Below are 14,215 nucleotides of genomic sequence, written 5' to 3'. Positions count from 1 at the left end.
AGCGATATTGACGACTCACAGTGTACGGCGATATGCAGCGGGTGTCAGGCCGAAAGTTTGTTTAAAGCGTGCTGAAAATTTTTCTGCTGACAAGTACCCGCAAGACAATGCGACTTGTAAAACTGAATCGCTAGAGTTTTGCAATAGTGCTAAACCCTGGCACAAGCGCACTTCTGCGAGCAATTGCCTAAAGCTAGTGTCTTCCTGCGCCAGTTTACGTCTTAAACTGGCACTGCTCATATGCAACTTGTCGGCGATTTCCTCTTGCTGCCATGGGGCAGAAGGATGTTGACTCAGTATTGCCAATACGGCTTGAGTGACACTCGATTGCTTATGCCCATAAAGCCAATTAACACTACTTTGCTGCGGCAAACTTAACAATAATGCGGCTAAATAATGCATCTGCACCGATGTGGGCAGCGCCAAGGTCAGACTATGCAGTAACGCATTCCAGGCAAAATCGACCGAGCGTGAGATCGTTTGTGTAGGCTTTGGCATCGTCCTATCGGTTGCCGCCAGCGTAACGCCTGAGGGCAACTCATAGGGCAAGACGAGTTGCACCGCTCGGTAACGTCCGCTCATTGGCCGATTGACGAAACTGATATGGCTTCCGGCGGGTAACAATAATAGCTGTTCCGCATTCACGGCGAGGGTATCATCTTGCCAAAGCAACGACTTTTCCCCTTGGATCACTCTAATAATCGAGGGCTGATGCACAGGCACCCGTGAGAGTGACTGCGCCTGTTTCGAGTCGTATTCAAACATGCGGATCATACATCAGCCCTGTAATATCAGCGGTGATACACTGCGGTCAGCTTAGCGTGCCCTAAAGCTTGTGCATTGAGCATAAAGCCTAACAGCGCGGGTGAGGCATCCTTAGGTAACTCTAATGGCGACGGTAGCGCCCACACTGTAAATTCATATCGGTGCATGCCATGCCCCTGCGGTGGACAGGCGCCACCAAAGTCGGTGGTGCCAAAATCATTCTTTAGCGCAATCGCCCCTTTAGGTAATGCATTGGCTTTAGAACCCGCACCTTGCGCTAATTGCTGTTGATCGCCACCAATATTATAAACTGCCCAATGCCACCAGCCGCTGCCCGTGGGTGCATCGGGATCATACGCCGTCACCGCATAGGCTTTCGTGCCTTCAGGGGCATCGCGCCAAGCAAGTTGGGGCGAAATATTTGCGCCTGTACAGCCAAACCCATTAAAAACAAATTGATTCGATAATTGCTGACCTTCACTAATATCTTTGCTCGATAAGGTCATGGCCTGCACCGACCCTAATACTGCGGTAAATAATCCAATTCCGACTATCCACTTATGTAAATGCTTCATCACAATCTCCAATTGATACGTAACACCGCTAATTTACGTCAGTCTTAAGTGGCAAACCTGCCTCAAAACGCCAATTTTCTTCCCTAAATGCTCAAAATTGAGAAAAAGTGTCGACTTTTTGTCATATTTAAGCACTCAAGTGATTTTGTAAAGACTTCATCTGCATTTTTATGCAAGGATGGCGTACCCTATAAATCACCAAGCAAATTAATACTGTAGTTTGCGCGTAATTAGATATTTATTATTTATAAATTTATGCATTTTTAATTTTAAAAATAAACTGACAATATTTACTTTCGTTATTTAGATAATGATACTTAAGGATGATTGACTGTAATTACACAGATAAAACTTATTGCAATAAATAATTACAGTTAATTAAAAATAAGACACCGATCATATTTTTATTGGCAACACCTAGATAAACTCCATGCCGTAATAAAACGAATTAATAATTTTCTCGAATTTCATAATGGAGTTGTATATGAAGAGGAAATCTAAAATCATGGCACATATTCGACGTACTAGACATATCATGATGCCTAGCCAACGTGATTACTTCGACCATTCATTTATCTTCCTTCGCTAATCTTCGCGTAGGTAGTAGACCAATTAACAGGTCTAAAGTGGTATTGCCCTCGTAAGCGCATACACTTATCGTACTGTTTTTTTTCAGGTTTATTATCTCGCACCTAAATCAAAGCATTCTTTTGCTCGTGCAGTAACGCTGCGGCTAAGTCATTCATTTTGAATAAATCTATCTATTTATTCTTGGACGACTTATAGCTTCATCATATCTGCACACGGAATAGCCATATCTAATTTAATACCATTAATATTTTTAATTAGGTATAGGCCAAGTTGTATCCAAAACTTTTTAAAGTAAAAGGGAAATTAACGATGAAATCATTAAAAGTTGCCGCCAGCTTATCTGTTAGATCATGTTTTGAAATAGACAGAGAAGTTGTCAATGTATTAACCACAGATTTTTGCGATGTGGGCGCGGCTGTAGTTTCTGTTGATGATGTTAAAAATGGTATTGTTGAAAAAATTAAAAATACCGGATTAAAACTGCCTATTTTCGTATCCGTTTGCTGTGAAGAAACCTTCCCAGATGATATTTGCTCCTCGATTACCGGGGTATTTGAACTCTGCGGTAGCAATACCGATTTCTATGGAAAACAGGTCGAAACCGCCGTCCAAAAATATGAGCAAGCTCTACTACCACCTTTCTTTGGCACACTGAAAAAATACGTGGAAATGGGTAACTCCACCTTTGCCTGCCCAGGCCATCAGGGTGGTCAATTCTTCCGTAAACATCCTGTGGGCCGCCAATTTTTCGATTTCTTTGGTGAAACCATTTTCCGCTCAGATATGTGTAATGCCGACGTTAAACTCGGTGATCTATTGATCCACGAAGGTGCGCCGCTGGATGCACAAAAATACGCGGCGAAGGTATTTAACGCCGATAAAACCTACTTTGTGCTTAACGGGACTTCTTCTTCAAATAAAGTCGCTACCAATGCGCTACTTGCTAAAGGTGATTTAGTGTTATTCGACCGTAATAACCACAAATCCAACCACCATGGCGCGTTAATTCAAGCGGGCGCAACACCGATTTACTTAGAAACTGCCCGTAACCCCTTCGGATTTATTGGCGGTATCGACGCCCACTGCTTCCAAGAAGCTTATTTAAGGGAACAAATTCGCGAAGTAGCACCAGAACGAGCCGATGAACAACGTCCATTCCGTTTAGCGATTATCCAGCTCGGCACCTATGACGGTACCATCTACAATGCTCGCCAAGTGGTTGATCGTATTGGTCATCTATGTGATTACATCCTGTTTGACTCGGCTTGGGTTGGCTATGAACAGTTTATTCCTATGATGAACGACTGCTCGCCACTGCTGCTGGAACTGACACCTGACGATCCCGGTATTATCGTGACTCAATCAGTACACAAACAACAGGCCGGTTTCTCACAAACCTCGCAAATTCACAAAAAAGATAAACATATCAAAGGCCAAGCCAGATACTGCAACCATAAACGTTTCAACAACGCCTTTATGATGCATGCCTCTACCAGCCCCTTCTACCCGCTGTTTGCGGCATTGGATGTGAACGCTAAGATGCACGAAGGCGCCAGCGGCCGTTATCTGTGGCGTGAAGCGGTAAAAGCCGGTATTGAAGCGCGTAAGTTACTGCTTAAAAAATGTAAATATATCAAGCCATTTATCCCAAGTATGATCGAGGGGCGCCCATGGCAGGATTATCAAACTGAACAAATGGCCGATGATTTACGTTTCTTCGAGTTTGAACCCGGACAAAAATGGCACTCCTTCGAGGGCTATGAAAAAGGCCAATATTTCGTTGATCCTTGTAAGTTCCTATTAACTACGCCAGGTATTGATGCCGAAACCGGTAAATATACTGAGTTTGGTATTCCCGCGACGATTTTGGCTAACTTCTTACGTGAAAATAATATTATTCCCGAGAAGTGCGACTTAAATTCGATTTTATTCTTGATGACACCTGCGGAAGATATGGCAAAAATGCAGCACTTAGTGTCGCAAATATCTCGCTTCGAGAAATTAGTCGATGAAGATGCGCCATTATCGGAAGTATTGCCAAACGTCTATAACGCCAATAAAGCTCGTTATAAAGACTATACCATTCGTCAACTCTGCCAAGAAATGCACAACCTTTATGTAAGCCATGACGTAAAACAACTGCAAAAAGAAATGTTCCGCCATGCTCACTTCCCAACAAAAGTAATGGACCCACAGGAAGCTAACCTCGAGTTTATTCGCGGCAATGTTGAATTAGTGCCACTGTCACAAATCGAAGGGCGAATTGCCGCAGAAGGCGCCCTGCCATATCCACCAGGGGTGTTATGTATGGTGCCAGGTGAAATATGGGGTGGCGCAGTACAACGTTATTTCCTAGCCCTTGAAGAAGGCATCAATTTATTACCCGGATTCTCTCCAGAATTACAAGGTGTTTACCTCGAAAGCACCCCAGACGGAAAAATCCAAGCCTTAGGTTATGTATTAAATAAATAATTGAATCTGACTGTAGAGTTAATTAACCCCGCTCTACAGTCAATTTCAACCTTCTATAATGAATTATATTATTAGGTCATTATTATGAGTAAATCAGAAAATAAAATTGGCGTTGTCCAATTAACGATTATCACCATAGTTAATATGATGGGCTCTGGGATTATCATGCTGCCCACCCAATTAGCCCAAGTCGGTACTATCTCTGTGCTTTCTTGGCTTGTGACCGCCGCAGGCTCAACCGCGCTGGCCTTTGCGTTTGCAAAATGCGGGATGTTCAGTAAAAAAACTGGTGGTATGGGCGGTTATGCCGAATATGCCTTTGGCCGCAGCGGTAACTTTATGGCGAACTACACCTATGCGGTTTCGCTACTTATCGCTAACGTCGCCATCGCTATCTCCGCCGTGGGTTATGCCGCGGTGCTGCTCGAAGTGAACTTAAGCCCAATGGCTATCTGTCTTGCCACCATTGGCGTGCTTTGGTTAGCCACTGTCGCAAACTTTGGTGGTGCTCGCATTACAGGCCGCGTGAGCAGCGTGACCGTGTGGGGGATTATTCTGCCAGTGATTGGCGTGTCGTTAGTCGGTTGGTTCTGGTTCGACATCGACCTCTATAAAGGCGCATGGAACCCACATGATATGCCGTTCTTCAAAGCCTTAGGCGGTTCTATCGCGATGACCTTATGGGCATTCCTTGGCTTAGAATCGGCTTGTGCTAACTCAGAGGCCGTTGATAACCCAGAGAAAAACGTTCCTATCGCCGTAATGGGCGGAACCTTAGGAGCGGCGCTTATCTATATCGTTTCCACCAACGTGATAGCTGGGATTGTGCCTAACGCCGAACTTGCTAATTCAAACGCACCTTTTGGTTTAGCCTTCGCGCAAATGTTTAACCCTGTTGTGGGTAAAATCGTAATGGCCTGCGCCATTATCTCCTGTACAGGTTCATTGCTCGGTTGGCAGTTCACTATCGCGCAAGTGTTTAAAGCCTCTGCCGATGAAGGTTTCTTCCCTAAAGTGTTCGCTAAAGTCAGCAAAGCAGATGCGCCAATTTGGGGGATGACCATCATCGTTTCGATTCAAACCCTGCTGTCTTTGATGACTATCAGCCCATCACTGAGCAAACAGTTTGAAGCGCTCGTTAACCTTGCGGTGGTAACTAACATTGTGCCTTATATCCTGTCGATGGCAGCGCTAGGTGTGATGCAAAAACAACTCAAGGTGCCAGCGAACAAAGCCCGTGTCGCCAACGTGATTGCGATTATCGGTGCTCTGTATAGCTTTTACGCCCTCTATAGCTCTGGTGAAACTGCTGTGATGTTAGGTGCTATCGCGACCTTCTTCGGTTGGACCATCTACGGGGTGATTTCAAATAAAACCCCAAGCGTTGGGATCAAAGCGGCGTGAGCACAATGCACCTGCGAGTCTAATCCCTTAATAAATAAGAAACTTAACAGCAATCCGTCTTTAGGGACCTTAAGCCACAGTGCTTAAGGTCCCCAGACAAAACTTGCCAAATTTCGGTGGAATGATGAAAAAAACCTGCATAGCGTTAATGCTACCTATGCTGTTGGTGGCCACCAGCAGCCAAGCGATTGAACTCTATAACGATCAAAAAAATTCATTAGATTTAAGCGGTTGGTTAGGCTTCGCGGCACTCAACGACAGCCACGATACCTCAGTAATCGATGACTCCTCCCGAGTACGATTTAGCTTTGAACGCAGCGAGAGAAATGGCTGGACCGCCTTTGCCACCACGGAATGGGGCATCAACATGGTGTCTAGCGATGACAGTTTAGTGATGCAAGGTGGCAAATTGGCCGCCGAAAAAACCGAAGACTTCCTCTACAACCGCTTAGGCTATGTCGGTATGTCACACGATGAATGGGGTAGCCTCAGCTTTGGTAAGCAATGGGGCGCTTACTACGATGTCGCAGGCACAACGGACTTACCGAACGTCTTCGCCGGATATAGTGTCGGTGCCTATGCCTTTAGCGATGGCGGTTTAACCGGAACTGGCCGTGCCGACTCCGCGTTTATCTACCGCAATAGCTTTGGCCCAGTGCAAATCGCCCTACAATACGCCGCCAAAACCAATGGTGATGTCACCTTAAAAAACGATGACGGCAGCGAAATGGCTAACTCTGAGCTTAATTTCGATAGCAGTTACGGCGCTAGCCTAACCTACTCACTCACCAACAAATTTAAACTGCTCGCCGGCGTTAACCGTGGCGACTTTGAAGGTCACCTAGGAAACACTCAAGTCGATGAAACCAACGAAATCGTCGGTATCGGCGCCATGTATGGTGATTACTATCACTACGCCGATAACCGCGAAGCCAGCGGTCTCTACGTCGGCTTTAACGCCCATCAGAGTAAGAACAATGAGCTAGTCGGCGGCGAACTCTACGACGCTACTGGCGCTGAGCTGATGACGGCCTATCAATTCGATAATGGCTTTGTGCCTATGATTGTCCTCAGCTATTTGGACTTAGATACAGATGCCAGTACGCCCATCCAAGGCAAATGGACCCGCCAATTCGCCATGCTTGGCCTGCACTACCGTTACAGTAACGACACTGTGATGTTTGCCGAAATGAAGTTAGATTTCAGCAATATGGATGATCCAGCACTCGAAGCGCAGGAAGATAATGGCTTTGCGGTAGGGATTAACTACTTCTTTTAGGAATGGAAAGTCTTCATCAGGCTCTCCCGTACATTGAGGGATAGTGGCTCACGTTCCTCATATCCGTGGGCCCATTTGAGACCGAGGTGCGGCGCACGTTCCGTCTACAAACGCTCGCCACACACTCATTGGATGGTACCGCTGGTTTACTATCATCTCTGCGCCACTCCAAATAGGTTTACTGGAGTGGCTTTTTTTCACCGTTACTTGGCGTGCTGACGGCCTGAAGAGGCTTTGTTTCCGCGACCTTGGTGGCCAGCCTTACCCTGCTCTGATTTTCCCTTAAAGCCCGACTGACCAAAAGGCGCCTTAGCTCCCGGACGGCTGGTTTTAGGCTGCTGACCTTGCGCCGCATTCGCCCCAGACTTTGGTCCCTTAGGCTTGCTTGCGCTCGGTTTGCCCTTGGCATCGCCTTTGCCTTTACGCTCATCAAACTGATTACCCGAGAAGCGTGTCAGGGCTTTTTGCCCTTGGTTGGCATCCTTCATCCATTTAGGGCCACGTTCGTTGCGCCCTTCTGGTGGAACGAGGTGATTTGGACTGTTACCAATCAAATCTTCACGTCCCATGGCAATCAAGCCTTCACGGATAATTGGCCAACCTGCTGGGTCGTGGTAACGCAGCAGCGCCTTATGCAGGCGGCGTTGGCGGCCCTTCTTCGGCACTGGCACCACCTCACTGGTGTGCTTGACGTTTTTCAGTGAGTTCAACTCAGTGTGATAAATGGTCGTCGCATTCGCCATTGGCGATGGATAGAAGTTTTGCACTTGGTCGAGCTTAAACTTACGCTCCTTCAACCAGAGTGCGAGGTTAAGCATATCCTCGTCGGTCGTGCCCGGATGCGCCGAAATAAAATAAGGGATCAGGAACTGCTCTTTACCCGCTTCCTTAGAAAACTTATCGAACAGCTCTTTAAACTTATCGTAAGCGCCCATGCCGGGTTTCATCATCTTGCTGAGCGGCCCTTCTTCGGTATGCTCAGGGGCGATTTTTAAATAGCCGCCCACATGGTGCTGGACCAACTCTTTGACATAAGCAGGATCTTCAATCGCTAAGTCGTAACGCACGCCCGAAGCAATCAAGATTTTCTTAATGCCGGGCACGGCGCGAGCGGCGCGGTACAAGTCGATCGTATGTTTATGATCTGTGCCTAAATGGCCGCAAATCGATGGATACACACATGATAAACGGCGACAGGTTTTCTCCGCTTTTTCACTGGTACAACCGAGGCGGTACATGTTGGCAGTGGGGCCACCTAAGTCAGAAATCACCCCAGTAAAACCGGGAACCTTATCCTGAATATCTTTGATTTCTTTGATAATCGATTCTTGCGAACGGCTCTGGATAATCCGGCCTTCATGCTCGGTAATCGAACAGAATGAACAGCCTCCGAAGCAACCGCGCATAATGTTGATCGAGGTTTTGATCATGTCATAGGCAGGGATTTTCTCCTTGCCGTAGGCAGGATGCGGCACCCGTTTATAGGGTAAATCGAACACGGCATCCATTTCGTCGGTATTGAGTGGCCAAGCTGGTGGGTTCACCCACACGCCACGGTCACCGTGGGGCTGGAACAACGCCCGCGCACAACCAGGGTTTTGCTCTTGGTGCAAAATCCGCGAAGCATGGGCGTATAAGTATTTGTCCTCAGAGACCTTTTCAAAGGCAGGCAGCAGCACATAGGTTTTATCCCATGGCTTAGGGCGTGGCGGCTGCACACTGATAGGCTTTGGCGCATCGTTATCGAAAATTTTAACATCCGATGGGCCTGATAAATTGGCGCAGCCCACATCGTCGGCGCCATAGGGGTTCGGGATAGGATCGATCTTATGTAGTTGATCTATCTTGCGAGAATCCATCCCACGCCACTCGGGCATAGGCTCTTTACGGATAACGGCAGTACCGCGCACATCTTGGATATCCGCAATCGCTTCGCCCGCCGCTAAACGACGCGCCACTTCGGCCAGCGGACGCTCGGCGTTGCCGTACATTAAAATGTCGGCCTTGGCATCAAAAATCACGCTGCGGCGGACTTTATCCGACCAATAATCGTAGTGCGCAATACGGCGCAGACTCGCTTCGATGCCGCCGATAATGACAGGCACATCTTTGTAAGCTTCTTTACAACGTTGGGTATAAACCGTCACAGCGCGGTCGGGGCGCTTACCGCCGACATCGCCAGGAGTATAGGCATCATCGCTGCGAATTCGGCGATCGGCGGTATAACGGTTGATCATCGAATCCATATTGCCGGCGGTGACACCAAAAAACAAATTCGGGCGACCAAGCTGCATAAAGGCATCTTTGCTCGACCAATCGGGCTGAGCAATAATCCCGACACGGTAGCCTTGGGCTTCTAACATCCGGCCAATGACCGCCATGCCAAAGCTTGGGTGGTCCACATAGGCATCGCCAGTGACAATAATAATGTCACAGCTGTCCCAGCCTAATTTCTCCATCTCCTTGCGAGACATAGGTAAAAAAGGCGCAGTGCCAAAGCACTCGGCCCAATACTTGGGATGGCTAAACAGTGTGGATTCAACTTGCATCGATTTTGACCCAAAAGCGTAATGTCAAACAAAGGTGCAGACAAAAGCAAGCCGCACCGATTTAGGGACGCGGAGTATAGCAGGCAAACAGGGATAAGTGCGATTAAAAAAACAGCAGCCGAGGTGTTTTTCGGGGTATTTACGCCAATGCGCTTAATACCCCTAAAGTGGCTAAGGATATGGCTTAGACGGCCATTACCTATCCCAGCAGTTACAGACTTTGGGAAAAATGCACTAAGTTGACTAGGGCTAGGCTGATAGTCACCAACCAAGTGAGCAACACGCCCCAAAAACGGCCGAAATGATAACCGCCTTTGCCTTGAGTTAAGCCAATAGCATGGAGTAAACGCGCTACAATCCATACAGTACCAAAGCAGTGCAAATAGAAATGCGCTAAGCCACCCGCCTCGGCCACTAGCATTAAAATCAATACGATGGGCGCATTCTCAATTAGATTTGCGTGCACCCTGTTCGCCAGTGCTAAAGCATCGTTACCGCCGTCACCGAGACCGATTTTTTGGCTTCGTCTTAATTTCACCACTCGATACGCTAAAGCAATGATTAACAACCCAGTCAAGCTGGCGTAAAACCCTGTTACGATTAATGGCATAGCAACTCCCTTTTAATTAACATAAGCGCGGTATACACCGCAAAAATTCAGCAATTTATTTGTATTAAGGTTAAAAGCCATTAACCTTTTAGTGACGAGATAGGTTAATATGCGCGCGCAATCTCTTACAACTTTTTATACAGCGAATAGCCCGATTGGATAACGAACAGTTTCTCGAAAAGCGTAAATTTATCATTAAGCTAGGTAAGGCTTTGCATAAGTTTGGCACACCCGCTTACCGTCTTGAAACCCATTTACAAACCGTTTCTCGGACGCTCGGAATCGAAGGTTATTTTTTAATCTCGCCGACCTCCATGACCTTCGTATTACAACACGATACCGATCAAGAATATAACCATGTTGCGCGGGTAAAACCCGGCGAGTTGGATTTAGGTTCTCTCGCCCGCACCGATGAACTGGTGGATGAACTCACCTCAGGTAAACGCACGCTCACCGAAGCCTTAGACAGGCTAGAGGAAATTGCCAACAAACCCAACCCCTACGGCCCAGCACTAACTTGTTTTTCCTTCGGCACCTCAGCAGCGGCATTTGCCATGTTGATGGGCACAGGGTGGAACGATGTTTTTTGGTCTGGTTTGTTAGGCTTGCTAGTCTATGGCTTTGTATACCGCGCCGAGCGCTCGACTCGCATGGCAGAAGTGTTAGAGCCATTCGCGACGATTGTTTGCGCCATTGCCGCCTGCGCCATTGCCCGCATCGACCCTAATATTAATATTCCGGTGGTGATCCTCTCCTCGATCATCATCTTTATTCCCGGTTTAGCCTTAACCTTGGGGCTTGCTGAGCTGGCGGCACGCGATTTGATTTCGGGCACAGCGCGGATCATGGACGCCAGTATGCTGTTGTTTAAGCTATATTTTGGTGCAGTTTTGGGGATGGCAATTGGTAAAGCCTTCTTCGGTGAGGCCATTTATATCGAACCGGAAGGATTGCCTCGCTGGGCGATTTGGTCGGCGGTGCCCATCCTTTCTATGGCGCTGGTGTTCATCTTTAAAGCACGGATGCAAGATTCGCCTTGGGGCGTTCTAGCGGGAATTGTCGCATTTTTCTCCGCCATGTTAGGTGGGCACTTTTTTGGGGATTCGGTGGGGATCTTTTTTGGTGCCCTAGCCGTAGGAGTTTACTCCAATCTTTATGCCCGTTGGATGAAGGCTCCCGCCTCAATTGCATTGCTGCAAGGCATTGTGATCTTAGTACCCGGCAGTAAAACCTACATAGGGCTGAACGCGCTGATCTCCGGCGAAACTATGCTTAACCAATCCCATATTGGCTCGCAGATCTTTTTGATCTTTATGTCGCTTATCGCCGGACTGATTTTTGCCAACGTCGTAGTACCACCAAGGCGTACGCTATAACATTCATCCTCAGGGCTGGCGCCAACTCCAGCCCTATTCTTAAAATAACCTTATGTAAAATCATAATCTTATTAAAATGTTTACTTGACTAATCGTCATATCCCGTGTGTTATTAAATTGTGAAGCAGCAGAACCTTAAGCTGTTGCCATCCAGTTTACGGGAGTGGTTTTATGCAGAAGTTTACCCTGTATGCATCGATTCTACCTTGTTGCCTCTGTGGTCTAGTCAACCTAGCCACAGCGGATGAGGTTGCGCCCAAAACCACCTCGGATCAAGCCCCAAAAAAGGTTAGTAAGATCATCGTTGTAAGCAATCCTATCTTCGACGAGTCAGATCCCGATGCATTTTTTATCCACCGTTGGGCGAACTATCTGCATATAAATACCAAGGAATATGTGGTTCGCGATAAGCTTACCTTTAGCGAAAACGATACGGTCACCCAAAAAGATCTCGATGAGTCTCAACGTTTATTGCGCGCCGAACCCTATATTCGTGATGCCAAAGTTTATACAAGTGAGAAGGATCCCCAAACGGATTCTCCCCTCGAAGATGAATCCATTATTATTGAAACTTGGGACAACTGGTCGCTACTGCCAACGGCCAGCTTTAGCAGCTCAGGAGGTGACACTCGTTATTCCTTTGGCGTAAAAGAAGATAACCTTCTAGGTACTGGCATTCGCACCCGCTTAAAGTATCAATCTAACGAATCCCGCACTGGCTATAAGTTTGCCTTTGAGGCACCCGTGAGTTTTATTGATCACGGCATTGTCGCCGCTGAATTTTATGATAATAGTGACGGCCAAGCTAAACATGTGTACGTGAGCAAGCCTTTCTATTCATTGAATACTGAGACCATGTACTCGGCCGAGTTTTTAGATGATAGCCGCACCGATATTTTGAGACAAAATGGGCAAGAGGTGAACGAGTTTGCCCACACTGTCGATTACCTTAATTTGCAATATGGTTGGTTACTCAATAGAAGCAACGACAATCTGTCTCGCTTTATTGCTGGCTTTACCCAAGACAAACACGAGTTTGCCAATTCAGAGGTGTATCCCAACTCAGAGTTACCACATGATAGGGACTTTATGTATCCCTGGATTGCCTATGAATATGTTCAAGATGATTTTCAGATACTCAACAACGTGCACCTGATCCGTAATAATGAAGACTTTAACTTAGGATGGCATCACTATATCCAACTCGGTATTGAAACCAATGATATCGGCGACAATAACCCAGTGGGTTACCACTTTAAATGGCAAACCAGTAGGGGTTATAAATTTGATGAACATCTTTGGTTACTGGAAATGGGCGCGACCAGCACTCTAGGCACCACGCAAAAAGACACTTTTCAGGCTAATGTACAAGCGGAATACTTCTATCAAATCAATCCAAAATGGATTGCCTATGGCAAAGCTTGGGCAAGCCTGTCCAATAATACCTATCTCGATCTAACTCAAGGACTTGGGGATGAAACTGGAGTACGAGGTTATCCCAACGAATATCAACAAGGGGATAACCAATGGTTATTTACCGCCGAAATCCGCAATTATCCGAATATCAACTTATACCAATTAGCCGAACTCGGCTGGGCAGTCTTTGCGGATGTAGGCCAAGCCTCTGGCGGTCCCTTAGCCGACAATAACGAAGTCAACGGCCCGCTAGGTAGCATAGGTATTGGCGCGCGGATTTATTCATCTAGATCCAGTTATGGCAACGTCGCCCATATCGATTTTTCGGTACCTTACACGGGGGGCGATTCAGTAAACAGTTGGGAATGGCGATTCTTAGTCAAACAAAGCTTTTAAGCTATTTAGTTGACAGAATATTAGCCTTAGAGACGCTATAAACCAGTTTAAATCTGGCCGATAAGAGCGATCCCTATGGCTCACTTTTAGTGATTTTTAAGTAGGCTATATTCTTCTAATCACTAAAGGGGGATTTATAGTGGTCAACAAAATTGGATTATCATCTCTGCTATTACTTCAGCCTTTAACCGCTTTTTAGTCGAGTATTTTCATTCTCAAGTTCATTTAAGCAAACCACTGACACTGTCCCGATACCACTAAATTTAGCTCGCCATTGAAACCAGCCAAATCAAATATCTCATCAGTTCATAGCCTTACAGGTATTTCAATTCGAGGCGCATTAACGCAGAAAGAGTTATTCCATTTTAAGTCAACCCCACAGGAAGCAGGATGCCTTTGAGGCTGTCAGGTGTTCACTGCATGGTAAAGCGCTTATGCTGCGCTCAAGGCTTTTGGCAGAACCCATTATGCCTTCAAGCCTTCACCTTGCCTAAAGTGCTTTGTACTCCGCTAAATGAACAGATATTGAATACGATTGGTATGGTACATCACACAGTGATGCGCTCAATAAATGAGAGGGATAAATGCTGTAGAACAGGATTCTGCGACAATTAAAATAGATAAACTCCAAAGACGAAAAAGCCCTAACATTGCTGTTATACCATTCCGCATTAAAGTTCAGTCACCTTTGCCCATTCCCGAGAGCACATCTTTACCACGCGTTTTGTACAACTGATAAAGCTGTTCCATGCCTGGCTGCAGGCATCCACTATGTCCTCATA

The 14,215-nt window shown here is 46.6% G+C and carries 10 protein-coding genes; 6 read left to right on the top strand and 4 right to left on the bottom strand.

Annotation, left to right across the window (positions count from 1 at the left end; genetic code table 11):
- Positions 1 to 15 precede the first annotated feature (15 nt).
- Positions 16 to 774, bottom strand: a complete 759-nt coding sequence (locus IEY09_RS11190) for a helix-turn-helix transcriptional regulator (RefSeq protein WP_188871086.1) — start codon at positions 772 to 774, stop codon at positions 16 to 18.
- 17 nt (positions 775 to 791) lie between these two features.
- Positions 792 to 1,340 (bottom strand): YbhB/YbcL family Raf kinase inhibitor-like protein, encoded by a 549-nt coding sequence (locus tag IEY09_RS11185; RefSeq protein WP_047534161.1) that lies wholly within the window; start codon positions 1,338 to 1,340, stop codon positions 792 to 794.
- 472 nt (positions 1,341 to 1,812) lie between these two features.
- Between IEY09_RS11185 and speFL the strand changes: the two genes are divergently transcribed.
- From speFL to IEY09_RS11165, 4 genes are all read left to right on the top strand, one after another.
- Positions 1,813 to 1,929 carry a leader peptide SpeFL gene (gene speFL / locus IEY09_RS20385; RefSeq protein WP_367303096.1) on the top strand — a complete coding sequence of 39 codons (117 nt, stop codon included), beginning with the start codon at positions 1,813 to 1,815 and terminating at the stop codon, positions 1,927 to 1,929.
- Positions 1,930 to 2,240: 311 nt separating this feature from the next.
- Positions 2,241 to 4,403 carry an ornithine decarboxylase SpeF gene (gene speF, locus IEY09_RS11175; RefSeq protein ID WP_188871084.1) on the top strand — a complete coding sequence of 721 codons (2,163 nt, stop codon included), beginning with the start codon at positions 2,241 to 2,243 and terminating at the stop codon, positions 4,401 to 4,403.
- A gap of 84 nt (positions 4,404 to 4,487) precedes the next feature.
- On the top strand, positions 4,488 to 5,807 hold the full coding sequence (potE, locus tag IEY09_RS11170; RefSeq protein ID WP_037413789.1) for a putrescine-ornithine antiporter: 1,320 nt from the start codon (positions 4,488 to 4,490) through the stop codon (positions 5,805 to 5,807).
- A 124-nt stretch (positions 5,808 to 5,931) separates the two neighbouring features.
- Positions 5,932 to 7,086, top strand: a complete 1,155-nt coding sequence (locus IEY09_RS11165; RefSeq protein WP_188871081.1) for a porin — start codon at positions 5,932 to 5,934, stop codon at positions 7,084 to 7,086.
- Positions 7,087 to 7,289: 203 nt separating this feature from the next.
- Here IEY09_RS11165 and IEY09_RS11160 read toward each other — a convergent pair whose 3' ends face one another.
- Complete coding sequence (locus tag IEY09_RS11160) at positions 7,290 to 9,635, bottom strand: YgiQ family radical SAM protein (protein WP_188871079.1); 2,346 nt, start codon at positions 9,633 to 9,635, stop codon at positions 7,290 to 7,292.
- Positions 9,636 to 9,846: 211 nt separating this feature from the next.
- Complete coding sequence (locus IEY09_RS11155) at positions 9,847 to 10,245, bottom strand: MAPEG family protein (protein WP_037413796.1); 399 nt, start codon at positions 10,243 to 10,245, stop codon at positions 9,847 to 9,849.
- A 155-nt stretch (positions 10,246 to 10,400) separates the two neighbouring features.
- Here IEY09_RS11155 and IEY09_RS11150 point away from each other — a divergent pair, with 155 nt between their 5' ends.
- Together IEY09_RS11150 and IEY09_RS11145 are read left to right on the top strand one after the other, a co-directional pair.
- Positions 10,401 to 11,621 carry a threonine/serine exporter family protein gene (locus IEY09_RS11150; protein WP_037413798.1) on the top strand — a complete coding sequence of 407 codons (1,221 nt, stop codon included), beginning with the start codon at positions 10,401 to 10,403 and terminating at the stop codon, positions 11,619 to 11,621.
- A gap of 171 nt (positions 11,622 to 11,792) precedes the next feature.
- On the top strand, positions 11,793 to 13,433 hold the full coding sequence (locus IEY09_RS11145) for a BamA/TamA family outer membrane protein (protein WP_188871077.1): 1,641 nt from the start codon (positions 11,793 to 11,795) through the stop codon (positions 13,431 to 13,433).
- The last annotated feature ends 782 nt before the right edge of the window (positions 13,434 to 14,215 follow it).

It is taken from the genome of Shewanella xiamenensis (assembly GCF_014647135.1).
Classification (GTDB): domain Bacteria; phylum Pseudomonadota; class Gammaproteobacteria; order Enterobacterales; family Shewanellaceae; genus Shewanella; species Shewanella xiamenensis.
This window is presented reverse-complemented; position numbering and strand designations above follow the sequence as displayed.

What these genes read in the sequence shown, in the direction of transcription:
- IEY09_RS11160 (WP_188871079.1), bottom strand. Translation starts at nt 9,635, where the DNA reads ATGCAAGTTGAATCCACACTGTTTAGCCATCCCAAGTATTGGGCCGAG.
- IEY09_RS11165 (WP_188871081.1), top strand. Translation starts at nt 5,932, where the DNA reads ATGAAAAAAACCTGCATAGCGTTAATGCTACCTATGCTGTTGGTGGCC.
- IEY09_RS11190 (WP_188871086.1), bottom strand. Translation starts at nt 774, where the DNA reads ATGATCCGCATGTTTGAATACGACTCGAAACAGGCGCAGTCACTCTCA.
- speFL (WP_367303096.1), top strand. Translation starts at nt 1,813, where the DNA reads ATGGAGTTGTATATGAAGAGGAAATCTAAAATCATGGCACATATTCGA.
- IEY09_RS11185 (WP_047534161.1), bottom strand. Translation starts at nt 1,340, where the DNA reads ATGAAGCATTTACATAAGTGGATAGTCGGAATTGGATTATTTACCGCA.
- potE (WP_037413789.1), top strand. Translation starts at nt 4,488, where the DNA reads ATGAGTAAATCAGAAAATAAAATTGGCGTTGTCCAATTAACGATTATC.
- speF (WP_188871084.1), top strand. Translation starts at nt 2,241, where the DNA reads ATGAAATCATTAAAAGTTGCCGCCAGCTTATCTGTTAGATCATGTTTT.
- IEY09_RS11145 (WP_188871077.1), top strand. Translation starts at nt 11,793, where the DNA reads ATGCAGAAGTTTACCCTGTATGCATCGATTCTACCTTGTTGCCTCTGT.
- IEY09_RS11155 (WP_037413796.1), bottom strand. Translation starts at nt 10,245, where the DNA reads ATGCCATTAATCGTAACAGGGTTTTACGCCAGCTTGACTGGGTTGTTA.